We start from the raw sequence: 23,826 nt of genomic DNA, 5'->3' as shown, positions 1-23,826 counted from the left end.
AACATCAGCTTTATAGGACAGTCCGACGGCGGCCACTCCAAGGTCGACTTCGGCCGGAACTGTGGACCGCGGCAGTCTGTGGCCGTGTTCCGACACCGCTTCATGTCGTTCCCAGGTTGAATCGAACTGATCGGAGCGGAGTCGCACAAGCCCAGCGCTGCTGGGTATCAGGAGCGGACGAGTCGAGCACGTGTTCATTCCCGGCGATGTCAACTCGCTGCGGAGGGTTCTGCCGCGATGACCGTCGTGGTTCACGGACCCGAGCGGACGCCGACCTCCGGCCGGCGGCGGTGCTGAGCGCTGTGCGCATTTTTTGCCTGGAAGCCTTCGGCAGCGTACGGGCCTGCGGCGTCCACGCAAGCCGCTGCGCGGCCGGCTCCTCCGAGGTTCTCGGCACGCGGTCGCTGCGCTCCCTCACATCGCGCCGACAACCTCTCCTCCGCCGCCCTTCGGGTTGCGCTCCCGCCTCCGACCCTGCTCGGCACTACGTGCCTTCCAGGCAAAAAACGCTGGGAGAGAAGGAAGAACGATCGAGCCAGACCACCCCCGCTGGCTTGACAAATGTGATTGAGAATCACGGCAAAAAAACGATGAGGAAGAGGAAGAACATGCAGCAGATCACCACCGTCAGCACCTTCGTCCCGGCCGCGAACGAGGACGGGATGCAGAGCCAGTTGCGCCGGATCGCCGAGCGCGACGTCGACCTCACAGGTCTGGCACGGGGCGGGTGGGCGCTGGCACACACCGCCACGATCCCCGGCCCCGAGGGCGTCATGTTCGTGGACACCCTCACCCGCACCGAATCCTGACCCACACCACCACCGAGGAGCAAACGCCATGTCCGACACCATCACCACCAGCCCCACGGCCGAGGAGCCGACCCTCTGGGGCGCGGTGGCCGAGTTCGCGTCCGTGTTCTCCCACGGAGACACCGCCGACGAGCTGGCCGTGCGACTCAGCTGCGCCGAGGTCGACGCGCTGGCCGGACTCCTGCGAGCATTCGGACGAGATGAGGCCGCGGACCTGTGGATCGCGGAGCACGCGAGCGACGACGACGAGGGCGACGCCCACACCCCGGAAGGAACCCACCGATGAGCGAGCAGCAGCAGACCACGCCCGACCCGGCGGCGACCTACCAGGCGGCCGTGGAGGCCTTCGCGGCCACGCTCTCCGACCCGGCCGTCACGGAAGCGATCGCCCCGACGCTGCCGTGCTGGCGCGCGACGGGCATCATCGACCTCCTCACCCAGGCCGGACACACCGACGCCGCCGAGAAGTGGGCCGAGCTGCATGCCTGGTCCCCGGTCAACGACGAGCACGACCCGCACCGCGGCGACCGCTGGGACGACTGATGCTCACCGTCTACTCGAAGCCGTCATGCGTGCAGTGCACCATGACCTACCGGGTGCTCGAGAAGAAGGGCATCGAGTACACCACCGTCGACATCACCACCAACCCCGCAGCGCTCGCGTACGTCACGGAGGAGCTGGGCTACTCCGCCGCCCCCGTGGTCGTCGCGAGCGACCAGGACCACTGGTCGGGGTTCCGCCCCGACCTCATCGAGAAGCACGCCGCATGACCGGCCCGAACATCACCGGCGACGACTACCGGGCCGGGTACCTCGCCGGACAAGCCGACCGGCAAGGCGAAGTCGACTGGCTGGAGAACGAGGCCGACCGGCTCTACCGCCTCGCCTACGGCGACGAGCGCCGCGTCCCGGACCTCACCGTCACTCGCGCCGAGCTCGAACAGCGCAGAGCGCTGTCCGAGCCGCCCGTCGAAGTCACCCGCCGCGACGCTCTGGCGTCCTGGGGCATCGAGACACCCCCTACCGACACCCCGGCGGCCGCGGTCGCGATCGAGAACCCGTCGACGTCGACGGGACCCACCAACCGCACGAGCAGGAGACGACAGATGAGCACCAGGACCATCACCGGCAACCTCGCCGCGGACCCCGAGGCCGTGCAGGCGGGCCGCGTGCAGATCGTGAAGCTGCGCGTCATCGAGAACACCGGCGAGTACCGCGCGGGGGAGTGGACCCCGCACGACGCCCCGACCACGCACTACGTGGAAGCGAAGTTCGAACTCGGCGAGCACGTGCTCGCCTCCCTCCACAAGGGAGACGCCGTGATCGTCGTCGGCTACGAGCGCACCGTCGCCTGGGGCGAAGGAGAGAACCGCCGCACCGGCCGCGTCCTCGAAGCCGACGCCATCGGCCCCAACCTCACCCGCGCGACCGCCGTCGTCACCACAACCACCCAGCGCGCACCCCGCCGCAGCGCCGCCCCCGCGGCTGAGTAAGTTGGTCGGCATGTGGGACGGGATCGCTCTGCTGCTGGCCGTGACAGGTGCCGCGCTCGTCGTCGCCGGTGCCGTACCGCTGTATCGCGACTCCGAGATCCACTCCGCGCAAGTGTCCGAGGTCGCGGTCGACAAGCGCGCTCGGGCCCGCGGCGCTCTCCTGGCTGCCGTTGTTCTCTTCTCCGCAGCGGCCGTCGCACTCCTCGCCGGGACGGCCTGAGCCCCTACTCCGAGACGTCCGCGATCCGGAGCGCGGAGAGGATGACGTGATCCTCCGGAATCGCCGCGCGCACTTCCGCGATCGCCGAGGCCGACGTCACCGCGATGATCTTCTTCTACGGGCGATATTCGCGATTGTCCGTGGTCGAGGGCGGCGGCCCCGGATTTGGCTGCTGATAACTGCCCACACCGAGGGAGGCCAGTCCGGCGGACACCGCCGCGCCCACGACGCGAGCGACGAACGCTACTGACTTCCCGACGAGCTTCAACGCTGTTGCCATCACGGAACCATCACCTTCAGGACTGGATGGCAACGCTAGTGGCTTGGAGCCGCCCGGTGCTCTACTCGAGCCGTCCGCGATCCGGAGCACGTAGAGGATGACGTGATCCTCCGGAATCGACGCGCGCACTTCCGCGATCGCCGCGCACTGCGCCGATACGACTCGCTCGAGCAAGTGGGTTGGCGTCACCGGCCCGTGAGGGGCGATCCCCTCACACTCCCCCCCTGAAGCGGTCGCTTGGGGGAGCGGCTGTGTTCGTTCCTCGCGCTGGTCAGCGCCAGTGGGCGAGTTCGCTTGCCATCAGCAGTCGAGCACGAGCGAGGAGCCCGCGCACAGCAGCTGGGGTTAGGTCGAGGTCGAGAGCGATCTCGTCGTAGCTGAGCTCGTGCAGCTGCCGCAGCTCCCAGCAGCGACGCTGCAGCACCGGCAGCTTCTCGAGCACCCGCCGAGCGTCCGCCGCGAGAACGGCGCATCGGCCGGCGGCTTCGGGGTCGTCCTTTTCGAGCGCCGGCAGTTCCTCGTTCAGCTCCGACCGGCGCGCGGATGCGGGCGCGCGGAGGCAGTCGATGCTGCGCCGGCGGGTCGTGGTCGCCAGCCAGCCGGCGATCGTGTCCCCGTCGATCACGTTGTCGATGTGCGTCCATGCGGCGAGGAACGTCTCCTGCACCACGTCATCGACGTCGGCGGAGCTTCCGAGGGTTCGCGACGCGATCGCTCGCAGCAGACGCGAGTAGCGGTTCACGATCGCCGCGAACGCGCGGTCATCGCCCGACGCGGCGCGGATGACGAGCACCCGATCCGAGTCCATCGGCAACGCGGGCAGGGTCGCGTGATCGAGCAGTACGGCGGGAGCGGTGGCTCGGGTCTGGGGTCGTGCGGTGGCGAGCATGCGGGCTCCGGTCGTCGAAAAGTATGTGTCCGCATACTTCGTAACAGAGGCACGTATCGATGACCCAGGCCTTGACCCCAATGCAGGGGCGTATATAAACGACAGATTCGACCCTAATCGGCAATTGTCGTTCTTCAGGCGTGATCCCGTTCCGGGGCGCGAGCTGCACTCGCGCAGCGGCGACGGAGCGCCGCGGGTCGGAGGCCGCGAGGCGGCCCGTTCCACCTGTTTTCTTCACCTCTCCGCGGTTTCAACCTATTTCGCTCCACCGGCTCCGTGCCACCGCTAGCGGACGCGCCCTGCGGGCTTATTTCGCCCGCTATCGGCGTCACTGCGCCGCCTCCACTCAAACGGTTTTCCCCGCCGGAGAGGCAAAGAAAAACGATCAGTCAGAGGGAGCACCCACACCATGCAGACCATCACCGACTTGCAGACCACCGCGAAGACCTACCTCACGCTCGCGAACACCCGCGCGGTCGACGTCCGCGTCGTAGGCACCGACCCCACGACGACGCCCTCGGTACACGTCACCCTCCGCAAGTCCGGCGTCTGGGAGGCGTGGCACTCCGACCAGCTGCACGGCATCACCAGCGGCTCGTTCCGCCACTGCGTCGCCCACGCCCGCCGCGCAGCGATCCGCCGCGTCGCCCCGTTCCTGAACCGCTGAGAGGACCACACCATGACCCGCACCGACACCGGCCGCGCGAGCGCCGACCAGCTCGCCCTCATCCTCGCGACCAGCCGCGACGAGGACCCGGAGAACGCCACCGCGACCGACGTGGAGATCCTCACGCACACCCGCAACACGCTCGGACTGCCGGGGGAGTGTGGACCCGGCGGGATGCCTGTCTACGACGACGGCACCGCCGAGGCCGCCGCGTTGATCGCGTTCCTGACGCCCGCAGAGTAGCGCGGGGGAGGGGCCGGCCTTCGGGCCGGCCACGAGGGGCGACCCCCTCGCGCTCCCCCGTGTTCCGCCGGAGGCGGGACGCGAGCTCCGCACGCGCAGCGGTGACGGAACACCGCCGGCGGGAGCCGCTACGCGGCAGGTCCTTTGCTCGCCTGGCTCACGCTCGGCATCGCGTTCCTCCTGGGACACGCGGTCATGCGTGGTCATCGGTCGCGAGGAAGTCAGACCTCCGGCGCCCAGATGTCGACTACGCCGGCCTGCAGGCGCATCTCGCCGAGTTTCAGTTGCTTGCGAAGACGAAGCCGGGTGTAGGGAACAAGAACCACCAGCGCGATGCCCTCCCGATGTTCCGACTCGACTCGGATGGCATCACCGCTCCCGCTGATCGTGACCACGCTGACGTACGCGACCGCCCGTAACGACTGCCGGTTCTCTCTGCTCGCACGCCGGAGCTCGTCGAGGTCCGCCTGGGACGAGTTGTTCCCGCGACCCGGCTCCGGCTCCACCATGCTCAGAACGCTGCGCCCGTCGGTGTCGATCGAGGCGGAGAACGGGCCGAGCTCGCCGCGCTTTCCGAGAGCCTCAACGGCGCGAGTCATCGTCAGATCGAGAAGGCCGTCGAGATCCTCTTGCGCTTCGGCTGATGCCGTCTCACGCCACATCATCATCTGCACACAGTGCCACAGGCCGCAGTCTCGCGCTGGACGGAACCGCGGTCGCGTATACGGCGAAGGCCACACCCGTCTCCCCGGTCGGGGGCGCGAGCTGCGCTCGCGCAGCGGTGACGGAGCACCGCCGCCGGGAGCCGCTGCGCGGCGCGTTTCTAGGTTTTCTTCACCTCTCCGCGGTTTCAACCTATCTCGCTCCGTCGGCTGCGTGCCACCGATCCCGGACGCGCCCTTCGGGCTTGTTTCGCCCGTGATCGGCGTCACTCCGCCGACTCCACTCAATTGGTTTTCACTCGCCGGAGAGGCAAAGAAAAACGATCAGGAAGACGACAAAAGCCCCGTAGTTGGTCTAGAACCACGGGACTTGTCACCTTCATGGTCGCACACCGATCAAGGAGAAACCATCGTGACTATCACCACCGGAACCGGGACCGTTCAGCACATCGACCCGACCACCCTCGTGATCGAGGCGAACGTCCGAACCAGCGCCCCGCTGACGAAGGACTTCATCGCGTCGATCCGCGAGAACGGCGTCATCACCCCGGTCCTCGCCCGCCGCGACGAGCACGGCAACGTCATCGTCCGCGCCGGACAGCGCCGCACCCTCGCCGCCCGCGAGGCCGGAGTGCCCACGATCCCGGTCTACGTCGTGGAGGGCGACGAGACGACCGCCGACCGGATCGTTCAGCAGATCATCGAGAACGACCAGCGCGCCGAACTCTCGGTCGCGGACCGCACCGCCGCGTGGGCGCAGCTCGCGTTCGAGGGCGTCACCGCCGCAGCGATCGCCAAGCGCACCGGCACCAAGACCGACGCGGTGAAGAAGGGCCTCGCAGTCGCGGAGTCCGCAACCGTCACGTCCGTGCTCCACGAGCACGAGCTGACCCTGGACCAGGCCGCGGTGCTGTTGGAGTTCGAGGACGACGCCGTCGCCCGCGCCCACCTGGTCGAGGTCGCCACCAACGACCCGGCCCAGTTCGACCACACCGCGCAGAGCCTCCGCGAGGACGCCGCGGAGAAGGCCCGCCTCGCCGCCGTCGAGCAGGAGCAGATCGCGAACGGCTTCCAGGTCCTCACCCGCTCCGCCGCCTACGGCGAGGGCAGCCCGTGGGTGCCCCTCCGCAAGCTCCGCACCGCGGACGACGCGCAGGTCACCGCCGAGCACATCGCCGCGATCCCGATCCGCGGCGCGCTCATCGACACCCGCTGGAACGGCGACATCGAGGTGACCCACTTCGTGCAGGAGCCCACGGAGGCCGGATTCACCTACGCCTATCGCGGCGACGTGCCCGCCGCCGCGCTTACCCCCGAGGAGGCGGAGGAGGAGCGCGTCGAGAAGTCCGCCGAGCGGAAGGTGCTCATCGCCAACAACAAGGCGTGGACTGCCGCCGAGACGGTCCGTCGCGAATGGCTCGCGACGTTCCTCTCCCGCAAGACCCTCCCGAAGGACGCGGGGCGGGTGATTGCTCTCGGCCTCACCGCTCACCGGTTCGCGGTGTCGTCCGGGATGAGTAACGGCAGCGACCTCGCCCACACGCTGCTCGGCATCGACCGCCCCTCCGGCTACCGCACCGACGCCCTCGCCGCGCTGGTCGAGGCCAACCCCGCGAAGGCCCGGCTGGTCGCGCTGGCGGTCGTGCTCGGAGGTCAGGAGGCGAACACGAGCAAGGAGTCATGGCGACGCGGCGACGAGCGCGCCGCCGCCCACTTCCGCCAGCTCGCCGCGTGGGGGTACGCGCTCTCCCCGGTCGAGCAGGTCGTCACCGGCGAGAGCACCCCGGCTGACGCCGCAGGAATCAGCTAGCCGCTTCGCGGGGACCGGCATCCGCCGGTCCCCGCACCCCCCCCCCCCGCTCCCGACTCCTGCAGAAAGGCCCACCATGACCACCACTACGACTCCCGCCGTCGACGTCAACGTGTGGGGACACACCCCGGCGCTGCGCGACGCGCAAGCCGCCGTCGCCGCGGCCACTGCCGCCGGCGACCCCGAGGCGATCGCCGCGGCCGCGCGAGCGCTGATCGTCGCCGCGGCCGCGCACGGCTGGCCCACCGCGACCGCCCTCGTTTTCAAGTACGAGACGACCGGCCCCATCGCCCACGTCTGGGGACTGTGGAGAGTCCTCGACGCCGACCGTCAGACCCTCCGCGAGTGGGAGGACGATCCGGGCGGCATGAGCGATGAGTCCGAGGAGGAGCTGGTCGCCCTCGACCTCATCAGCAACCGCCGCGCGACCCTCGACTACACCGACTTTGGACAGCCCATCAGCTCCACCGTCCTGATCCTGCACACGCTCACCCTCTGAGCGCGTGCGCGGGCCGACCCGAATCGGACCGGCCCGCACGAGGGGGAAAGCCCCCTCGACCCCCCAGTCACGCGCGGAACGGCCGCGCGTGCTCGAGCGGCGGTCAGCTCCGAGGACGCGGCTTGTACTTCTTCCCTGCCCGAATGTTCCGGTTCTCGATCACACCGACAACCGTCAGGCCCGCCGCGACGAGGACGATGAGCGCCCACCCGAGGACGTTCAACCACGTCCCGGTGAATGCCGCGTAGGTCTGCTCGCCGGCGATGGAGAAGAGCATCAGCGACAGCCCGAACCACACCATGCCGTTGCTGATCAGCGCGGCACGCGCGAGCTTCGTCCGAGGCTTCGACATGCCCTCGCCCTCCCACCGCGGGCTGGACGTGTCCACGAGTGTTCCCGCGCGGTCAGTGTCCCGCGGTGTGCGTGCTGATGGCGTAGGTCGCTGACCCGTCCGGGTCAGCTCGCCGTCGATGGCGCCGTTAGGCTGACCCGGACCGAGGTGAGGGGCAGTGATGAGGCGAGGAAAGACACCCGACTACTCCGACGCTCGCCGCCAGCACCTGGATTTCATCCAAAACGCCATCAGCCGGATGTCTTCGGCGTCCGCGGTAGCCAAAGGGTGGGCGCTTACGATCGCGATCGCCACTTATGGATACGCCGGAACCAAGTCGTCCGCGATCGTCGCGCTCTTGGGGATGTTCGCGGTGCTGCTGTTCGCGATCGTGGATACCCGCTACCTGCGTGAAGAGCGCAAGTACCGACTGCTCTTCGATGCCGCCCGAGCCGGAACCGTCGCGGTCTACGAGATGAACGCCACCGCGTACTGCAAGACTCTGAGCGCAGCGGACCTCGAAGCCATCGGATGGGGAAAAGTCGTTTGGTCGTGGTCAGTGCGCGACTACTACGGCGTCACGCTGTTGGTTGGGGCGGCTCTGTTGCTCTGGCTTCACTGCCGATGACTCGGCACGCCTCCCGTAACGTCTCCCACGCGTCGTCCTTTTGCGCTTCGCTGTAGTCGCTCTCCGGAGGCCAGATGCGTCCGATCCGATCACCGACGGTCCGGGGCACGAGATGCACGTGGACATGCATGACGCTTTGGCTTGCCGCTTCGCCGTTCGATTGGATCAGATTTAACCCGTCCGGATGCAAGCTGTCGCGGATAGCGCTGGCGATGCGCACCACGGCGACGCTGAGGTGACCGGCCTGATCCTCGGTGAGCTGCCAAATGTCCGAGACGTGTGTCCGAGGGATGACCATCGTGTGGCCCAAGACAGCGGGCTCGGTGGGGAAGAAGGCGACCGTGTGCTCGTCGCGGTACACCTCGCGGGCGTCCGGATCTTCACGAGCGACAATCTCGCAGAAGGGGCAGCCCTCCTCCCCACCGGCCGTACTCATGCGCGTGCGTACGCCTGGTCGGCCCAGGTGGCCAGGTTCGCCTTGATGTCAGCGTGAACATCCTTGCTGGTGGAACCACTGGGCGTGATCACCGAAACATAGTCGGAGACCTTGGTTCCATCTTTCAGCGAAACCTTCGCAAAGGGGTTGGCTCCAGCGGAATCGGTACTGCCCGAGGAGTCGGCGAGACCGTGAATACGGATACCGATCAGCGGCTTCTTGGCATCCCACGCTTTACGGATCTCGTAATCCACCCAGCGACGATCCGCCGTCTCCGAGCCGATCAGCACGATCACGGCTTTCTTGTAAGCCATCTTGTCGTCGATCCACTTCTCGATCGCTGCGTCACCCTTCCTCTTCACCTCTTCCCACTCCTGGGAGTTGAGCAGCGGCTGTCCCTCGAGAGCACCCATGTTGATGATCTGCTGCACTCGCCACGCATCGTTGTCGTAGTGGAAGCTGTAGAACACTGTCTTAGCCATCGTCGTCCTCTCTAGCGGCCTCGTCGGCACGGTCCCAGGGTACCGGCGAGCTCCGACACCGCACAGGAAGCCCGCGGTTCACGCCTGACCCTCAACGCTCAACCAGGCAGTGTGCTCAGAGGCGAGTCCCGTCAGCAGTGCGAGACAGCCAGAGCCGCATCATCGGCGGACTCGTCGGCCGGATGTCGAGGTTGCCCGGGTCGTCGAGCTAGCAGGCGTCGATGAAGCGGTCACCACCCCAGCCAAGGCCGCTCGCCGACGCATCGTTACGCTTAACCTCCATAGTGGAAGTCTCGGTACGAGCTTCGCACGTTGAAGCGGCGCCCATCCTTCCGGCGCTGAACGAGACCAGCAATCGTATCGACGTCCTTCGGCTGCATCCCTAGTTCGCGGCATTTCGCGCGCACCTGGTCGACGGTCACCTCAGCCCATCGTGCAGGTCGACTCATCATGTCGGCCTTCAGTTTGTCCTCCTCGTTCCACTTGAGTCCCTCCGAATAGCCGGCCGCCCACCGAGCCGTGCTCGTCAGAATCGACACCACGTCGTCGGGCAGATCCGCGGGCAGATCTACGGCAACGGCAGGTGCTCGCTGCGTCCCGCTGGGCAGTAAGAGGTCGGGTGCGGCGTCCTCGATCCACTCGGTGCTATGAGACTCGTTCCACTCGATCACAACGAGTGCTGTCGCTCGCACGCCCCAAAGGTCGTTGAGGTGCTCGCGAGCTGGCCACGCATGGACGGCTCTGCGGCCCGTGAGCGCTGTGGGCGAAAAGCCCCGCCAGGTGAGATGGGTGACGTCGGCTCGAGCTGCCAGTGCCCTCAGGCTCTGACAGGAGAAGTCTCGACGCGGCGTCACCAGAACGATTGGACCAGCGTCTTGCTGCAACACCCACCTGATCGCCCGGCTGTTCTGAGTCTCTCGACTGTCACCGTTCCCCAAGCGCGAAAGCGCGACCGGGAACGGGTACGCCTCTGATGACATCGGCACTCCCTTTCGTTGGGATGAATCTAGAACGCGGGACCGACACCAAGGTGGCCCGCCTCATGAAGCTCCAGATCTTTGTCCCGTAAGGGAATCGTTCACCGGGCCGCTATGCCGGCGGGTGCTGCTCTCGGCCGCGGTGTGCGTCGCGGCCGAGAGCAGGGCGACACCGGCGGCTCCCCGCCGGTCTGGCGCGTGCGGCGTCAGCGAAGTCCCCACTTCTCGGCCGCACCGCCACAGTAGAGCCACCAGCACACTGCCCGAGCGTCAGTCGAGCTGAACGCTGCTGAGCCGTTCGCCGCCGCTCCATATCTCGAGGACCCACCGATCGGGTCCGGGTGGTGCGCCCGCCATGTCCCGCGCCGCTTCCTGAGCTCGCTCCGCGCAGCTGTAGACCCCGATGACGCCCGGCGTCTCGGCCCAGAGGATGCTCCGCAGAAGTAGGTAGTGCTCACCATCGATGCTGATCCTCACATCACGGATCCTCGTCGGCCGTGGAACTCCGTGGTGAGCCCGGCGCGAAGTGGTGCTCTGTTGGCGCGCACTCTGTAGACGATCGCGCAACGAGCATGTCGACTCGACTGCGTTCGATCGGCGGTTCCGGTCCCTTAGTGTTCGGTCATGCTGATCCACCGCGCACGTGCGGCCCTCGTCACGGGAGCCGCGCTCCTTCTCGTCCTCACGGGTTGCACCGGCGCGGGCGAAACAGCGGAAACGGGCGCCGATTCGTCGCCGTCGGCATCCGCCGCGGCATCGACACCGACTGCGACGGTGATCCCGCCGTCTCCGAGTCCTTCGCAGACGCCCGCAGCGGTGGCGACGGCCTGCCAGGACGCAATTACCGTGAGCCTGGAGGCTCAAATCGGCTCCGGGCGCAGCGGGTACTTCGTCCTGACGAACGCGGGTCCGCAGCCCTGTCCGCTCGTCGGATACCTCGAGCCGGCCGCGATCGGCTCCGCCGGCGCGGCGGTCACGACCGTCGACCACTTCGACCTCAACGACGTCGAAGACGTCCCGGTCGAGCTCGCACCCGGGGCGTCTGCGTACTCGTGGGTCTTCTGGGACGACTCACCCGATACGATCGCCTCCTGCGAGCAGCGCGTGGACGCCGAAGCGCTCGAGGTGACTATTCCAGGGGCCTCCGCCGCTAAGCGCATCGAGACAGGTGCTCTTCCGCTCTGTGACGGCAGAGGGAGCATTCTGCACCTCGGGCCCATCGACAGTGAGCAGCGCTACGCGAGCAAGGGCGTCTAGGGCAGACCGTTGGTCGAAGACGTCACTCCGAAGCGGTTCGCCGCTGCTGCGCCCGCGCTCTCGGTCGTCGGTGTTGTCGGCGCGCTCGTCAGCGGTGTTCTCGGGGCGGTAGGGGCTGGCCTGTCGGTGCTCGCATTCGGGTGGTGCATCCCGGTGTACCGAGACTTCCTTGTCTTCCGAGGCAACCCTGCTCGCGACTGTTTCGCTCAGCCGGAGGGGTTGTTCATGGGGTGGTTCCTTCTCGTGGGCCTCGGCGCCGCCCTGTCCTTCGTGTGCCTCATCATCGGTGCCCGCTCGAGCTGGGATGGCCTCGGCACGCGTCGTCTCGCTGGCGGCCTCGCCGGATTCCTCATCGTCGCAACGGTCACGACCGTGAGCGCTGTGCTGACCTTCCCGATCAACCAGAGCGCCTAGACCCTGCAGAGCGTCCCGTAGGGGGGATGGGTTAGCGGGCCGGTGAGTCGGCGGGTGCTGCTCTCGGCCGCGGTGTGCGTCGCGGCCGAGAGCAGGGCGACACCGGCGGCTCCCCGCCGGTCTGGCGCGTGCGGCGTCAGCGAAGTCCCCACTTCTCGACCGCACCGCCACAGTGGAGCCACCTGCGCACTGCCCGAGCGTCATCCGAGCTGGATGCTGCTGCGCAGCTCACCGCCACTCCGTGTCTCGAGCGTTCACCGGTCAGGTCCGGGCGATGCTCCTGGGGAGTGGTGCCGTGTCAGCTGGCGGGGGAGGCGTCCGGTGCGACGGTTTCCGGGAAATCTGCCGGGGTGTGCGCCGTCTCGTGGGTGAGGGTGTCGACTGACCAGGTGCCCGCGTGTAGGCGCAGCGTCGCCTCCTGCGGGAACGAGTAGGCGTACTCCGGAGCCGCTTCGCCTGTCTCGTACGGGCTCCGCTGAAGGGTCGTGCTCTCGGTGAACGTCACCGTGGCCGAGTCGCCCGTGATCTGCACCGAGTCCAGCGACACGTCGGTCTCGAACGCCGTGAAGGACTCACCGAGCTCGAGGTAGCGGTCTCGCTGAACGCGCAGCCGGGCGTCATCCTCCATGATCACCGCAAGCCGCCCCGGCGTCGAGGTCGATTCCGGGACGCCGAGGCCGGTGAGCTGCGGCGATCCTTCGACCAGGCTCTGAGCGTTCCGGTGCTCGAGGTCTGGGATCAGTGCCGTCGCGATCGCCTCGTTCTGCGACGATGAGGATGCGAGGCTGGCGATCACCGCTGCGCCGGCTCCCGCGACGCACACAGCGCTCAGGGCTAGGACAAGCACTCTGGCAGGGCGCACAGCTCTCTCCTCACGGGAAGTCGATGACCGGCTGCTGCGAGCCTATCCACCACGGCGTGACTACCCGAGGAGGGACAGCGTCGTCGCCCCGATGAACGGGCTATGACGACGTCGGTTCGGAGGGCGTGCGGTGACGGGCGTGGACGACGCCAGCGATCGAGCGAACCGGTGGGCGGTCGGTCTCGGTGTCGTCGTGCTCCTACCGGCCGCTTTGTGGACGATGCTGAGCAGTGTCCTGATGGGCTTCGCGACGGATTCGTGCGCAAGCGCGAGGCCCTGCGCCCGCGGACTGGCTGATGCGGGCATGGCGGTCGGCTTCTTCGGCGCCCTCGGCGTCTCCGTGGCTGTGATCGCGGCGCTCCTCTTCAAAGTCGGGCCGCGCGGGGTCAGCGCGTGGATCCCGTGGACGGGCGTCGGGCTCATCGTCCTCACTGGCATGGCTGCTCAGCTCCTGGTTCAAGCTGCCACCTGAGCATTGTCGCGGTCTTGAATGTGTACGCTGCGGTCCCTGCCTGCCCTAGCGTTGCGCCCCTCGCCGCACGTGAGGCCCACAGGCCGATAACGACCAACACCGCCGAAATGACCGGCAAGTAGGTTCGCAACAGCTAACCGAGGTTAAAGGGTGCCAGGAGGATCGCGGGGAAATTACGAGTGGCCTTAAGATCGAAAGCCGTGGTCCTCGAGAGTCTGCTCAGTGCTCTCGGCGATTGTGTCGGTCAGAAGCTGTTCTCCTGGGGTTCCGGCAAAATCGTAGATGGTGAAGTCGCCGCACTGCGTTGCATCTGCCGGCTCACCGAGCGGTGCAATGGAATCCACTCCGACTCCGTTCCAAGGGTCGACGATGACGTAGGAGAAGCGTTCGTTCTCGTAAGAAGCGAGATTGATCATCCAGTCTTCTACTGTGAGATCGTGTTTCACTTGCAGTACGTCGCCGCGTTCGGCGCCGTAAAGATCCCACTGTCGTGTTACCCAGAAAGAGCCCACGCCTGATGTGGAAGTGTCTGCGACTGCATTGTTGAAGCAGTCCACACCAACGTAGTCCGCACCGGTTGACATTGCGTATACCGCCGGAGCTGAAACTCCGCCTGCTACGAGTATGCCTGCGGCTCCTACGGCGCTAACAAATCTGAGCGAGAGGTTGACCCGGTGGCGCGTACTCTCGCGTCGAAGTAGCGGCGCGATCCGCCTCCAGATGTGCAGGACGACGATCGTCGCAGAGAGAAGCGGAAAGAGGAAAAGCGGAAGCAAGTATCGAGTTGTCTGCGAACCTGTCGCAATGAACGCCAGCGTCATGGTGACCGCCGAAAGAGCAGAGAAAGACCCAATGAAAAGTTCGACGGTCGAGACGGTCCGGCGAAGGCGCGGGCGACTCTGGGCGAAAAGCGCGTACGCGAAGAAAAGAAGTGCGAGCGCTATCAGGCTTATCCAGAGAGCCAATTTGAGAAGACCGAGCGACGTCGCCATCAGTTCGTCGAGTGTGTTACCGAGAAGAGTGAGGCTCGACGGAATCTTCTCAATATCGAGGTATTTGTCAAGAGAAATGGAGAGGAAGGATTGGAAGAACTTCCTCGCCCAAAGACCCAAAAGGGCGGCGGCAACATTTGTTCCGCAGAGGAGTGCGAACGTTCGCCAGTTCACGTGGCGGGTGAACCAGAGGATGGTGAAGGCGGCGACCAGGGGAACAGTCACCTGAAGGAGGTAGAGGGGATCGCAAAGAGTGACGGCGGCCGTGACGACGGCGCTGAGGGTTGTAGCCGCAACGAGGGCCTTGGTCCGCCTGCGCCGGCCTGCCGTAGCCCGAAGCGCCCAGAGGGTGAGAACGAGGACGCCAGCGCCCACGATGATCACACCCTGATAGTAGGTGTTGAACAGGAAGAGGGTTGCGATCGCCGAGCCGTTCACATTGGGCTCGGGCTCGAGGAGGCAGAAGGCGACCAGCAGACCGACAGCGACAAGTGAAGACATGATTTCGATGAGACGGTGGCGCTGCTGGCGGAGGGCGAAACGTGCGATGAGGCGCGTGAAGGCGTAGAAGAGAAGGACGTTGACGACTGAGTTCGTGATGATGGTTGCGCGCGGATCCTCGAAGAAGAAGGCGATGGCAGAGTAGAGGATTGCTTCCGGGAAGAAGAAGAGCTGCGAGGAGAACACCCACTCGAACGGCTCGTTCGACGCGATGGACTCGTACAGAAGCGGTAGGACCAAAGAGTCGCCATTATAGAGAAGAATGGCGCTCCACAGGCTGCCGGCCATGCGTCCCAGGGGAACGAGAACGAGCGCGACGACCACTACCAGTGCCGCGAGCTCTCCGGCGAAGCCGCTCAACCATTGAAGGCGGGAGCGCCTAAGCTTGTTGTTATTGCTGGTCTGGCTCGTCTTCAATACGTCCGGCTGCTGCGCGTGGATGGAGCTGGTCACCGCTTTTCGCCTTCACTGAGGCGGAGCCGGGGTACAAGAATGAGGCTTTTCAACAATGTGTCTTTCGGAAGTTTGGATGTACCCACTGCGCGGTCGAGGAAGACGATGGGTACCTCGCGGATCTGTGTCGCGTGAACGGATGCCTTGTGCTTTAGTGCGATCTGAAATCCGTAGCCGTCGACGGTGATGGTGTTGACGTCGAGTCGCTCCAGGAGTTGGCGGCTGAAGAGGTTGAAGCCCCCGGTATAATCGGTCAAACGGGAGCGGAGGAAGATGCGCGCATACAAATTTCCTCCACGACTCAAGACTCGGCGAGTGAGCGACCAATCAGGAGTCGCGCCACCCGGGATGTATCGTGAAGCGACAACAAAATCGGCGCCGTCGCGCGCCTCGCGAAGAAGGTCGCTGATGTATTTTGGATCGTGCGAGAGGTCAGCGTCCATCTGAATAATGAAGTCTGGTGGAGTGCTCTCACCAAGAATTTTCCGGAACGCCCACCTATAGGCGGCTCCAAGGCCCTCCTTTTGCTTGCGCTGCAACACGGTGACCGAAAAATTATCAGTTGCTAGTGCCGCACTGAGTCGACGAACGACGTCCGCGGTCCCGTCGGGAGACGAGTCGTCGACGATCGCAGATCGGACGGCGACGTCCGGCTCCTTCGCGGCAGCGGCAGCCAAGCGGTGAAGGAAGTCGGAGATGGTGTCCGACTCGTTGTAGGTCGGGGTCACGATCGTGAGGGCGAGCATGTGGTCCAATTCGAGGAGGAGCGCAAACTGGGAGACGCACTCGAAGCGGAAACGATACCAGCGCATAGGTTGCGGCCCATCTGATCCGCCCGGCGACTCGCGGGCGGGGAAGACATGGCGCCACTACTGGGGCGGGACGTTCGTCAGGCGGGGTTCGTCATCTGATCGTCGCGAAGGTGGCCGTGACCGGGAGAACGCCCGGGTTGAAAGGGTCTAGCCGGGCCGGGTGAGGGCGACGGTCGTCAAGACCGACGTACCAGCAGGGCGAGATACGAGGGATGCTCTGTAGTTTCCTGTGGCGCTGTCATGAGCCCGGAAGGAAGGGGCCGATCATCAGCTCTGTTCGGTCCTCATCGCAGACCAGGAGAGGAGTGGAGGCGTCAACGCCCTGGCGATCGTCACCCTCGGCGAACACCACTCGAATGGTTGTAGGGACCGTCGGCGTGCAGTCGTACGCATCCGCCGCGGTGAGCTGTCCCTCAAGGTGAGCGGCCTCATCGGGCGCCAGCGCACCCGGAGAAAAGGCCATGGTCATCGGTTCGCTGCGGGTCAGTACGGCGCCGTTCGCATCAAGGAGCAGCGCGCCGGGCCATCCGTAGTACGAGCACGACCAGTCAGACGTATTAGTGAGCACAATCGTGAACCGCTCTGCGCCGGCCTGCGACAAGTTTGGGTCGGCCACGAACCGTGCCGAGAGGTGATCGGCGCCACAGGGACGATCCGGCCAGGCCGGCTCGGTTCCTTGTCCCGGAGCTGCTGCCTGCTGCGGTACGGCGTTTGAGGGTGCTGCAACGTTCGCATCGCTGCACCCCGCCAAGGTGAGGGCGAAGAGGGTGGCGAAGGTGGCCCGGCTGACCCGACGTTTCTGCATGCGGCCAATTTCCTATCGAGGTGAGTATGCCTGCGATGCAGGGGAGGACCGTTACGGTCGAGGGAGAGCCAGGCCAGCGCCCCGGGTCTCCGTAGCGCCGAACTCGAGGCGCATTCCCACCCTAGTTTCCTCAGCGGGCGCGCCGCCGTCCTCCACCATCCACGATGAAGTTCGCCTCCCGCTGGAACCGTCTGACGATGCACGAGCGGTTACCCTGCGCTGAGGCGACAGCCGCCGTCCCGAATGGGAATCGCGTAGCGGCGTCCTGGGGCGCGATCCGTCGTGGGCCGTGTTCCCCCGCTTCCTTAGGCTGTGCTTGTGACTTCGCGGAATCTGCTGCTTCGTGACGCGTTCGCGTGGGAGCTGTTCCCCTGGCTCTCTCTCGTGTTGCTGCTCGCTGTCGTCGCGATCCCGGCGATCCGACTTCGCGATCGTGACCGGCGCCGTGACGCGCAGCTCGTCCTCAATGCTCGACGCGGTTCGGTGACCACCTCGGTGGTCATGGGCGTGATCGGCGCTTGCGCGTCGACTGGCGTCGGCGTGCTGATCATGGCGATCGGGATTCTCGAGGGGTGGGGATTCTTCCTCCTCGCGGCAGGAGCCCTCGTTCAGCCGGCCATCACTGCATGGCTCGTCCGTGCACCCGTTCACCCGGAGCCCCCTTCATCCAGAACGATCGACGGTGGGGACCGGACATGAGCCGCCAGGTCAACACGACGGCGTCTGACACCATCGCGACACTCCTCGCCTTCACCGGTGTCATCGGCGCCATCGTCACCGTCGTCCTCGCCGGGCTCGGCGCGGTGACGAACTGGCTGATCTTCCTCGACTGCACGGGCAACTACCGCAGCACGTTCCTTCAGGTTCACGACCCGCCCATCGACTGCCTTGCCGGGCCGGCGTGGCCGCTCGCCTGCTGGTTCGCACTCGTCGGAGTGGGCGCGCTCTTGACCTTCTGCACCTTCATCATCGGCGCCTACCGGCCTCGTTGGGCCGTCCCGGTCGGTGCCCTGCTCGCAGCAGTCACTGTGATGGGCGCCGGACTGACCGTGCCGACCGGCGCCTCATAGTTCGTCCCGGCGGGGGATGGCTGAGCGAGTCGCCGTGGTCGGGCGCATCAGTCGGCAGAGACGGGTTCTGTCCGACCGGTCCGGACGACGAGGAGCGCTGCTCCAGCAGCGAAAGTGAGCGCACTGCCCAGGAGACCTGCAGTGGCGGGGACGTTCGGGTGCCGGAGAGTCTGCGGGCCGACCTCGTCTCCGTCGACGTCGTAGGTGCAGTCCACCCCGAGGGGCAAGATCGTCACCGATCCGGTGATACGGGTCGTTTCGTGGAACGGTCCGCCTGTTCGCGGGTACGGGCCGCTCTCGCACTGAACGGCTGGAGGCTCACGTCCATCGATGATCCACCCGGCACCGAGCGATACCAGACCGCCGACGAGGGCCATCAGCATGAGGGCACCGCCGGCTGCGCTCTGAAGTGCTGACCTCATGCGCTCAGCCTACGAAACAAGCCACGCCTCCCCGTGTTATGCGGCTAGGTACCCGTATGGGGATCGCTCAGTGAGCTGCTGCGTCCCGGCCGACAGGGCGTCAGGCACGGAGCTCGCGACGCCAGACGACGGCATCCAAAGCGGCGATCACTGCGACTAACCAGCCGCCTGCCTGAGCGAGCTCCCCGAAGTAGAGGAACGGACCAGTGCGTTGTGCGGTACTCACTGCTGTCTGTTCGTCCTGTGCAGGCGCTGTGCTCGTTGCGCAAAGAATACGACTCCTCCGATCGCGAGGGCGGCCCAGGCAAGCGACAGCCACCGCCCGAGGACGGCACTGGCGAGGAACGCAAGAGCCAGGAACGCGCAACAGCATGCGAAGACGACGCAGATCCAGACCTTCGGCAAGTAGTCGGTCATGGCCACACCCTAGCCAGACCCCAGTCGGCTGATCCTCGCTATTGGCGCGTCCCGCATGGGGGTCGTTCACCGCGCCACTTCGGCGAGCGGACTGGGCCGCGCAGGAGCGCGGGCTGCAGTGTCCCGTAAGACCCGCCCGATGAGATGTCCGGTGACGGGGCGGCTATCGGGACACTGGGACGGTGGATGAGAAGGCGATGCTGCGCACCCGAGCCGAGGTGCTCGACGACCTCGAGCGGCGGATGCGCTCGGAGGCCGATTTCGCGGAGGAGCGAATCGTGCGGACGGAGAACGGCTTCCGGCTTCAGGAGACGGAGACTTTCACGGTCGAGGTGTGGAAGATGCTGTTCAACTGGCGCCTCGTGGTGATGCCACCGCATCAGCAGGTCGAGACGACCCACGGGTACTGCTACTTCGGCACCGGCCTCGAAAGCTTGGCTCGCGCGGTCGCCGCCGGCCGCCGGTGGGTAGATCCGATGAATACGGCTCCGGAGGGGTTCGACAAGCAGGCGTTCCAACGCCGCTCTAAAGCTCAATCTTGGCGAGCTCGTCGGGCTGGGGGAGTGCCAGCGCTCGGTAGAGGGTCGTGCGGTCGACGCCGAGCTTGCGTGCCACTGCTGCCTTCGGGACGCCGGCGGCGATGTCCGCTCGAGCTGCAGCGACCTGGTCGTCGTCGAGCCGGCGTTGCCGGCCCGTGTACTTTCCAGCGGCCTTCGCGATGCGGATGCCCTCGGCTTGCCGCTCTCGGATGAGGGAGCGCTCGAACTCGGCGAATGCGCCGAGCAGGTGCAGCATCAGCTGCCCGAGCGCATCGTCGCCGCCGGGTCCGTAGGTCTGTTGTTCCTTGATGAACTCGACGGAGGCGCCCTTCGCGACGATCTCGTCGACGACGTCGCGGAGATCTCGCAGCGAGCGCGCGAGGCGATCCATCGATGCGACTCGGACGAGGTCGCCGTCTCGGACGTAGCGGATGCAGTCCGCGAGAGCGGGTCGGTCGATGCGGGTAGCGCCGGAGACCTTCTCTTCGAAGATCCGGTCGACGGTTCCGATCACCTCGATCTGCCGATCGAGGTTCTGGTCGGTCGTGCTGACTCGGACGTAGCCGACGGTCTGCGTTCGTTGCGTCACTCCTAGACCCTGACACAGATGTGTAGCGAAAGAGGGAGAAGCGACCCTAATGCTACGCGCGTCGCTGGGTGTCACTGGTGTTGCGTTGGGGTGTACCCCAGTTGGGCAGCTCGTGCTTCGGCTCCGAGCACTCATGCTCGATGAGGCTGGAGGGTGCGTCGGCAAGAGAGGCTGCGCGCTAGCTGGTGTCAACAGCGGGCGCAGAGGCATGAGCCGTCGGTAGACCCGGCCCATGCGGAAGGGGCAGGAGCAGGTCTCGGCCTAGGGCGCAGGGTTCCGGTTGCCGGCGGCAACTAGCCTGCGTATGATGGCTGCTGAAGCAAGTCTTTGCACTCCGGGCGTCTGCCTCGACTGCGCTGATGGCCCCCGATTTGATTGCTACGGCACCCGGGGGCTGCTTCTTTTAAGCTGTTGGATCGGACACGGTCAGGTACTGCACTCGCTCTTCGAACGTGCTGAGGTAGTCGGCATCGGATCCGATGTGACGCTGGTAGGCGGCAAACGAGACGACGTCAGGGAGCCAGAGAATCGTCTCGTACGACGGTGAGGCCTGAAAGACCGTCGTGTTCCGCCCGATCAAGCCCGCAGCGCGTGCTGCGGAAATTGTCCGGACGTCCGCGTTCATCTGCGTCTGGAACTTGCGCTCCTCGAACAGGATGAGGCTCACTGCAGGCGCGAAGGTTCCGGAGTGTAGGGCTGCAAGAAGGTCTGTAAGGCACTGTGCACGTGCGACCTCGCCATCGGGATCACTCGGGAGAATCGGTTTCTTGATCGCGACGACGATGTGCTCGCTGTTGCCGCCTTCTGCGATGTAGTCGCAGAGCTGCGCGACGGTGAGCCGGCCCTCCTCTGAGCGATGGGCCTCGGTCGTATGCCAGAAGTTGCCACCGACGAGGGCGAGGAGGTCTGCTCGGATGTCGGCGTGGTCCTCGCAGGGAGCGATGTAGGCGGTCGCGATATAGAAGGGGGTCTGCGGTTCGCCTCGTGAGGGCGCGAGGTAGCTCTCATCGATGAATGCTACGTGCGAGTTGTGGTTCGAGGCGTATGCGCGGCGCAGGAGTTCGGCTTTGACCGCCAAGTCGGGGCGTCGGGGCATCCCGGTCCTTTCGTTTGGGCATTTAAGGCGGCAAGCGGTCTGCTGAGAAGTTGAGGTTACGACGGGCGTCGGGGCAGGCGAGAGATTCGAGCATTCCGCTCCCGCGCCGGGAATGGGTCATGAGCTGTTCGGGATGGGAGTTGTGTCACCGTTGCGGGCACGGAGGGGGTTCCGGATGGCTCCCAATTCAGCCAGCGGCGGAGGTAGCTGGGGCCAAGTTCTGCGCGTGCGGCGGCGTGCTCGGTCGCGTTCGGCCCTGGGAACTGTTCCGCTAGCGCTTTAGCGAACCAGACAGCGAATTCGGTTCCGGGACGATGAGGTTCGTCTTTGTTCCAGCGGCGCGCGGAGATTTGCTTGTAGAGCGAGCGAGCCTGCGCGTCGTCGATCATTCCGAGTTCCTTGAACCGGAAGACGAAGGCCTTGATCGAGTAGCCCCATTTTTGCTTCAGAGCAGACATTGTCGTTAGTGTCACCCGGCCCCCGGCGGCAGCAAGGTCCTCGAGCGCCATGTCGCCGGGTACGAGGAACGCCGCCGCGAAGCGATTCGCTTCCCGTTCGAGGCGTGATGCATCCGTTGGGTTCGCGGGCTGCTGGGAGCCAGCGTGGAGAACGAGATGGCCGAGTTCGTGGGCGACGGTAAATCGCTGGCGATCGCCGGGAATGTCGAATTCTGGATCATTCGACGGGCGGGTGACTCTGATGACCGGAATTTCATCGACGGTCAACGACATCCCCCAGTGTCGTCCGAGCTCGCCGTCAAGGGGTAAGACGACGCAGCCGAGTCGTTCTGCTGCTCGGATCACGTTCGGTACGACGGCGTGCGAATCGATTCCTGCTGCTGCGCGGACGTCGGCGGCGATGCGGTCAATGCCGTCGTCGTCGCTGAGGTCTCCGTTATAGACGGGCAGCTTTAGTGGAAGGGGGCGAAGCTGTATGGAGCGAATTGCCTCGATCGCGGTGACGCTGTCGAAAAGCGTGCGATCGACGGCACGCTGTGACGCATCGGCGTAGGCGCGGAGCTTCGGCCGGTCGTACGCGGCGTCCGAGCTACCTACCGTGAGATAAGCGGGCTTGCAGTCCAGGGCCTCGGACAGCGCCCGAATAACACCTGGCTCGGTGGAGTGAAGACCGTTTTCGATCATCGAGACGGTTCCTGATGCCATCGCGGCCTGGGCTGCGAGGTCTGCTTGAGTGAGTCCGAGTGCGAGTCGGAGTCGTCGGACGCGTTCGCCTACGAGGGTGGTCGAGGCTGGGGAATGGGAATCAGCCATCGGAGAAGCCTACGCGCCGTCGCTGAGCTCACCGAGACTGGGCAGGTCCCAACCCTCGAGTGAATCCGTGGCGTCGGGCGTGAATGAGGCTCCCCCGTGCGTTGCCGGGACTCCAAATCGATGGAGCCACCCGAACTCGAGGCAAGGGACGCTGGCATCAGTCTTTCCAGTGACCTCCGCGACGAAGAAGTCGAGCGAGTCATCAGACCGTGGCAGCCAACCCATCACGTAGGGAATCTCTCGCCAAAAGCCGTCGTCGCTGATCCCGCCCCAGGTGGATCCGTTGTTGGAAATCACGCGCAGTTCGCCGGCGACGACCTCCGCGCTCCGGAGACGGATGACCGCATAGTCATCATTGTTCTGCTCGTACACCTCGATAGCGCCGCCCTGCCCAGGCCGCACCTCGATACCGCGCCGTTCAGCGCAGGTCTTGAACTCACGAACGATGAGCGAGCGCCGAAGCGAGGACATCGGACCGTTCGAGTCTCTGAACGCTGAGTGCTGGTCGAGCGCCACACCGATTGTCCACGCGCCCTCCGCGAATCCTTCTCCGACGTCGACAACGAGGTCGCCGAGGCGGTCAACGAGCACAGATGAGAGCGGGACCATGACACTGAGGATATTAGTTCGGATGTCACACCGCAAGTCTTCGCTCTTCGGGCGCTAGTGTCTTGGAAGGTTAGCGATACGAGACGTCTCGCGCTTCGCTAGACCGACGCCGAAGCGGCGGCGGGATCTTGCGGCCGATCGGTTCTCGTAACTACGTCGCGTAACCTGTCGACTTGGAGCAGGTGCGAAGCGTCGGTTTCGAGACAAGGGAGCGTCGTGGCGAGGTTGATCGGGTATGCGCGGGTGTCGACGCGGCAGCAGTCGACGGATCGGCAGGAAGTGGACCTCCTCGCCGCCGGCATCCGTCGGGATGACCTGTACGTCGATCATGGAGTGTCGGGTGCTCGGGCGTCGCGGCCGCAGTTCGATCGGGCGCTCGACGCGCTGCACGACGGCGACACCTTGGTGATCACGACGTTGGATCGGTTGGGCCGGTCGACGCAGAACATGCTCGCGTTCGCAGACGAGCTGCGCGGGCGGGGCGCGGGTCTCCGTGTGTTGAACCTCGGGGGTGGGGATGTGGATACGTCGACGCCGATGGGGTCGATGCTGTTCACGATCATGGCCGCTCTGGCGCAGATGGAGCATGAGATCAAGCGCGAGCGGGTGATCGACTCGATTAGCAAGCGCCGTGCTGCGGGGAAGAACCTCGGCGGCCGACCGCAGAAGATCACCGACAGTCAGATCAAGTCCGCGTTGCGCCTGGTCGAGGGTGGGGAGCCGGCGGCGCAGGTCGCTCGGGACCTGGGCATGTCCCGGGCGACGTTCTACCGCCGCACCCGCACTTTGAGGGATTCCACGTGAGGTGTTGTGGACTCAA

The 23,826-nt window shown here is 65.7% G+C and carries 35 protein-coding genes; 17 read left to right on the top strand and 18 right to left on the bottom strand.

The window, feature by feature from the left end:
- The first annotated feature begins 608 nt into the window (after positions 1–608).
- From C5C10_RS09510 to C5C10_RS09485, 6 genes are read left to right on the top strand one after another with little or no spacing between them, the layout of a single operon-like run.
- A complete protein-coding gene (locus C5C10_RS09510) occupies positions 609–809 on the top strand; it encodes a hypothetical protein (protein ID WP_104329116.1) in 201 nt (66 codons plus the stop codon).
- A gap of 28 nt (positions 810–837) precedes the next feature.
- The gene (locus C5C10_RS09505) at positions 838–1,095 is read left to right on the top strand and encodes a hypothetical protein (protein WP_219813249.1); all 258 of its coding nucleotides are present in this window, start codon (positions 838–840) and stop codon (positions 1,093–1,095) included.
- Positions 1,092–1,352, top strand: coding sequence for a hypothetical protein (locus C5C10_RS09500; RefSeq protein WP_104329115.1), 261 nt, complete (start codon positions 1,092–1,094; stop codon positions 1,350–1,352). Before C5C10_RS09505 ends, C5C10_RS09500 begins: the two co-directional genes overlap by 4 nt.
- Complete coding sequence (gene nrdH / locus C5C10_RS09495) at positions 1,349–1,579, top strand: glutaredoxin-like protein NrdH (RefSeq protein WP_056045893.1); 231 nt, start codon at positions 1,349–1,351, stop codon at positions 1,577–1,579. Before C5C10_RS09500 ends, nrdH begins: the two co-directional genes overlap by 4 nt.
- The gene (locus tag C5C10_RS09490) at positions 1,576–2,301 is read left to right on the top strand and encodes a single-stranded DNA-binding protein (RefSeq protein WP_104329114.1); all 726 of its coding nucleotides are present in this window, start codon (positions 1,576–1,578) and stop codon (positions 2,299–2,301) included. Before nrdH ends, C5C10_RS09490 begins: the two co-directional genes overlap by 4 nt.
- 10 nt (positions 2,302–2,311) lie before the next feature.
- The gene (locus tag C5C10_RS09485; protein ID WP_146082146.1) at positions 2,312–2,521 is read left to right on the top strand and encodes a hypothetical protein; all 210 of its coding nucleotides are present in this window, start codon (positions 2,312–2,314) and stop codon (positions 2,519–2,521) included.
- A gap of 551 nt (positions 2,522–3,072) precedes the next feature.
- Here C5C10_RS09485 and C5C10_RS09480 read toward each other — a convergent pair.
- Positions 3,073–3,690: an RNA polymerase sigma factor gene (locus tag C5C10_RS09480; RefSeq protein ID WP_104329112.1), complete on the bottom strand. Its 618-nt coding sequence runs from the start codon at positions 3,688–3,690 to the stop codon at positions 3,073–3,075.
- Between the two features lie 409 nt (positions 3,691–4,099).
- On the opposite strand from C5C10_RS09480, the gene C5C10_RS09475 reads away from it, so the two are divergent.
- Together C5C10_RS09475 and C5C10_RS09470 are read left to right on the top strand one after the other, a co-directional pair.
- Positions 4,100–4,357: a hypothetical protein gene (locus C5C10_RS09475; protein ID WP_104329111.1), complete on the top strand. Its 258-nt coding sequence runs from the start codon at positions 4,100–4,102 to the stop codon at positions 4,355–4,357.
- Between the two features lie 12 nt (positions 4,358–4,369).
- Positions 4,370–4,600: a hypothetical protein gene (locus tag C5C10_RS09470; RefSeq protein WP_104256634.1), complete on the top strand. Its 231-nt coding sequence runs from the start codon at positions 4,370–4,372 to the stop codon at positions 4,598–4,600.
- Between the two features lie 221 nt (positions 4,601–4,821).
- On the opposite strand, the gene C5C10_RS17825 is transcribed toward C5C10_RS09470, so the two are convergent.
- Positions 4,822–5,268 carry a hypothetical protein gene (locus C5C10_RS17825; protein WP_104335276.1) on the bottom strand — a complete coding sequence of 149 codons (447 nt, stop codon included), beginning with the start codon at positions 5,266–5,268 and terminating at the stop codon, positions 4,822–4,824.
- Positions 5,269–5,674: 406 nt separating this feature from the next.
- Between C5C10_RS17825 and C5C10_RS09465 the strand changes: the two genes are divergently transcribed.
- Complete coding sequence (locus tag C5C10_RS09465; RefSeq protein ID WP_181073437.1) at positions 5,675–7,072, top strand: ParB/RepB/Spo0J family partition protein; 1,398 nt, start codon at positions 5,675–5,677, stop codon at positions 7,070–7,072.
- Here the strand turns inward: C5C10_RS09465 and C5C10_RS18450 are convergent.
- Entirely contained in the window at positions 7,069–7,137 is a 69-nt protein-coding gene (locus tag C5C10_RS18450; RefSeq protein ID WP_146082147.1) for a hypothetical protein, read from the bottom strand. The two genes, C5C10_RS09465 and C5C10_RS18450, sit on opposite strands and share 4 nt — an antisense overlap.
- An 11-nt stretch (positions 7,138–7,148) precedes the next feature.
- Between C5C10_RS18450 and C5C10_RS09460 the strand changes: the two genes are divergently transcribed.
- Entirely contained in the window at positions 7,149–7,571 is a 423-nt protein-coding gene (locus C5C10_RS09460) for a hypothetical protein (protein ID WP_104329109.1), read from the top strand.
- A 103-nt stretch (positions 7,572–7,674) separates the two neighbouring features.
- Here the strand turns inward: C5C10_RS09460 and C5C10_RS09455 are convergent, their stop codons facing one another.
- Positions 7,675–7,923: a hypothetical protein gene (locus C5C10_RS09455; RefSeq protein WP_146082145.1), complete on the bottom strand. Its 249-nt coding sequence runs from the start codon at positions 7,921–7,923 to the stop codon at positions 7,675–7,677.
- Between the two features lie 160 nt (positions 7,924–8,083).
- On the opposite strand from C5C10_RS09455, the gene C5C10_RS09450 reads away from it, so the two are divergent.
- The gene (locus C5C10_RS09450) at positions 8,084–8,530 is read left to right on the top strand and encodes a hypothetical protein (protein ID WP_146082144.1); all 447 of its coding nucleotides are present in this window, start codon (positions 8,084–8,086) and stop codon (positions 8,528–8,530) included.
- Here C5C10_RS09450 and C5C10_RS09445 read toward each other — a convergent pair.
- From C5C10_RS09445 to C5C10_RS09430, 4 genes are all read right to left on the bottom strand, one after another.
- The gene (locus C5C10_RS09445) at positions 8,481–8,966 is read right to left on the bottom strand and encodes an HIT family protein (protein ID WP_104329106.1); all 486 of its coding nucleotides are present in this window, start codon (positions 8,964–8,966) and stop codon (positions 8,481–8,483) included. The two genes, C5C10_RS09450 and C5C10_RS09445, sit on opposite strands and share 50 nt — an antisense overlap.
- Positions 8,963–9,448 carry a TIR domain-containing protein gene (locus C5C10_RS09440; protein ID WP_104329105.1) on the bottom strand — a complete coding sequence of 162 codons (486 nt, stop codon included), beginning with the start codon at positions 9,446–9,448 and terminating at the stop codon, positions 8,963–8,965. Before C5C10_RS09440 ends, C5C10_RS09445 begins: the two co-directional genes overlap by 4 nt.
- Before the next feature lie 272 nt (positions 9,449–9,720).
- Entirely contained in the window at positions 9,721–10,119 is a 399-nt protein-coding gene (locus C5C10_RS18065) for a hypothetical protein (protein ID WP_219813248.1), read from the bottom strand.
- 576 nt (positions 10,120–10,695) lie between these two features.
- A complete protein-coding gene (locus C5C10_RS09430) occupies positions 10,696–10,902 on the bottom strand; it encodes a hypothetical protein (protein WP_104329104.1) in 207 nt (68 codons plus the stop codon).
- A gap of 147 nt (positions 10,903–11,049) precedes the next feature.
- Here C5C10_RS09430 and C5C10_RS09425 point away from each other — a divergent pair, with 147 nt between their 5' ends.
- Together C5C10_RS09425 and C5C10_RS17820 are read left to right on the top strand one after the other, a co-directional pair.
- The gene (locus C5C10_RS09425; RefSeq protein ID WP_146082143.1) at positions 11,050–11,682 is read left to right on the top strand and encodes a DUF4232 domain-containing protein; all 633 of its coding nucleotides are present in this window, start codon (positions 11,050–11,052) and stop codon (positions 11,680–11,682) included.
- A 9-nt stretch (positions 11,683–11,691) separates the two neighbouring features.
- Positions 11,692–12,096 carry a hypothetical protein gene (locus C5C10_RS17820; RefSeq protein ID WP_181073436.1) on the top strand — a complete coding sequence of 135 codons (405 nt, stop codon included), beginning with the start codon at positions 11,692–11,694 and terminating at the stop codon, positions 12,094–12,096.
- Positions 12,097–12,394: 298 nt separating this feature from the next.
- On the opposite strand, the gene C5C10_RS09415 is transcribed toward C5C10_RS17820, so the two are convergent.
- Entirely contained in the window at positions 12,395–12,892 is a 498-nt protein-coding gene (locus C5C10_RS09415) for a hypothetical protein (protein WP_146082142.1), read from the bottom strand.
- Between the two features lie 205 nt (positions 12,893–13,097).
- Here C5C10_RS09415 and C5C10_RS09410 point away from each other — a divergent pair, with 205 nt between their 5' ends.
- Complete coding sequence (locus C5C10_RS09410; RefSeq protein ID WP_146082141.1) at positions 13,098–13,430, top strand: hypothetical protein; 333 nt, start codon at positions 13,098–13,100, stop codon at positions 13,428–13,430.
- 185 nt (positions 13,431–13,615) lie between these two features.
- Here the strand turns inward: C5C10_RS09410 and C5C10_RS09405 are convergent, their stop codons facing one another.
- The 3 genes from C5C10_RS09405 to C5C10_RS09395 form a co-directional block, all read right to left on the bottom strand.
- Positions 13,616–15,376, bottom strand: a complete 1,761-nt coding sequence (locus C5C10_RS09405) for a hypothetical protein (protein WP_104329099.1) — start codon at positions 15,374–15,376, stop codon at positions 13,616–13,618.
- On the bottom strand, positions 15,373–16,122 hold the full coding sequence (locus tag C5C10_RS09400; RefSeq protein ID WP_104329122.1) for a polyprenol monophosphomannose synthase: 750 nt from the start codon (positions 16,120–16,122) through the stop codon (positions 15,373–15,375). The genes C5C10_RS09405 and C5C10_RS09400 overlap by 4 nt, the downstream gene beginning before the upstream one ends.
- A gap of 304 nt (positions 16,123–16,426) precedes the next feature.
- Positions 16,427–16,993 carry a DUF4232 domain-containing protein gene (locus C5C10_RS09395; RefSeq protein ID WP_104308757.1) on the bottom strand — a complete coding sequence of 189 codons (567 nt, stop codon included), beginning with the start codon at positions 16,991–16,993 and terminating at the stop codon, positions 16,427–16,429.
- Between the two features lie 318 nt (positions 16,994–17,311).
- On the opposite strand from C5C10_RS09395, the gene C5C10_RS09390 reads away from it, so the two are divergent.
- Both C5C10_RS09390 and C5C10_RS09385 read left to right on the top strand, forming a co-directional pair.
- Complete coding sequence (locus C5C10_RS09390; protein WP_104329098.1) at positions 17,312–17,692, top strand: hypothetical protein; 381 nt, start codon at positions 17,312–17,314, stop codon at positions 17,690–17,692.
- Positions 17,689–18,063 carry a hypothetical protein gene (locus C5C10_RS09385; RefSeq protein WP_104329097.1) on the top strand — a complete coding sequence of 125 codons (375 nt, stop codon included), beginning with the start codon at positions 17,689–17,691 and terminating at the stop codon, positions 18,061–18,063. The genes C5C10_RS09390 and C5C10_RS09385 overlap by 4 nt, the downstream gene beginning before the upstream one ends.
- Positions 18,064–18,110: 47 nt before the next feature.
- On the opposite strand, the gene C5C10_RS17580 is transcribed toward C5C10_RS09385, so the two are convergent.
- From C5C10_RS17580 to C5C10_RS09360, 6 genes are all read right to left on the bottom strand, one after another.
- Positions 18,111–18,485, bottom strand: a complete 375-nt coding sequence (locus C5C10_RS17580; protein WP_146082140.1) for a hypothetical protein — start codon at positions 18,483–18,485, stop codon at positions 18,111–18,113.
- Between the two features lie 222 nt (positions 18,486–18,707).
- A complete protein-coding gene (locus tag C5C10_RS09380) occupies positions 18,708–18,902 on the bottom strand; it encodes a hypothetical protein (RefSeq protein WP_146082139.1) in 195 nt (64 codons plus the stop codon).
- Between the two features lie 525 nt (positions 18,903–19,427).
- On the bottom strand, positions 19,428–20,105 hold the full coding sequence (locus C5C10_RS09375; RefSeq protein ID WP_146082266.1) for a recombinase family protein: 678 nt from the start codon (positions 20,103–20,105) through the stop codon (positions 19,428–19,430).
- Between the two features lie 328 nt (positions 20,106–20,433).
- Positions 20,434–21,126: a hypothetical protein gene (locus tag C5C10_RS09370; RefSeq protein ID WP_104329095.1), complete on the bottom strand. Its 693-nt coding sequence runs from the start codon at positions 21,124–21,126 to the stop codon at positions 20,434–20,436.
- Between the two features lie 56 nt (positions 21,127–21,182).
- Positions 21,183–22,397, bottom strand: coding sequence for an ImmA/IrrE family metallo-endopeptidase (locus C5C10_RS09365; RefSeq protein ID WP_104329094.1), 1,215 nt, complete (start codon positions 22,395–22,397; stop codon positions 21,183–21,185).
- Between the two features lie 9 nt (positions 22,398–22,406).
- The gene (locus C5C10_RS09360; protein ID WP_104329093.1) at positions 22,407–23,006 is read right to left on the bottom strand and encodes a hypothetical protein; all 600 of its coding nucleotides are present in this window, start codon (positions 23,004–23,006) and stop codon (positions 22,407–22,409) included.
- 216 nt (positions 23,007–23,222) lie between these two features.
- On the opposite strand from C5C10_RS09360, the gene C5C10_RS09355 reads away from it, so the two are divergent.
- Positions 23,223–23,810, top strand: coding sequence for a recombinase family protein (locus C5C10_RS09355; RefSeq protein ID WP_104329092.1), 588 nt, complete (start codon positions 23,223–23,225; stop codon positions 23,808–23,810).
- Positions 23,811–23,826: the final 16 nt, after the last annotated feature.

It is taken from the genome of Rathayibacter sp. AY1A3 (assembly GCF_002930975.1).
Classification (GTDB): domain Bacteria; phylum Actinomycetota; class Actinomycetes; order Actinomycetales; family Microbacteriaceae; genus Rathayibacter.
This window is presented reverse-complemented; position numbering and strand designations above follow the sequence as displayed.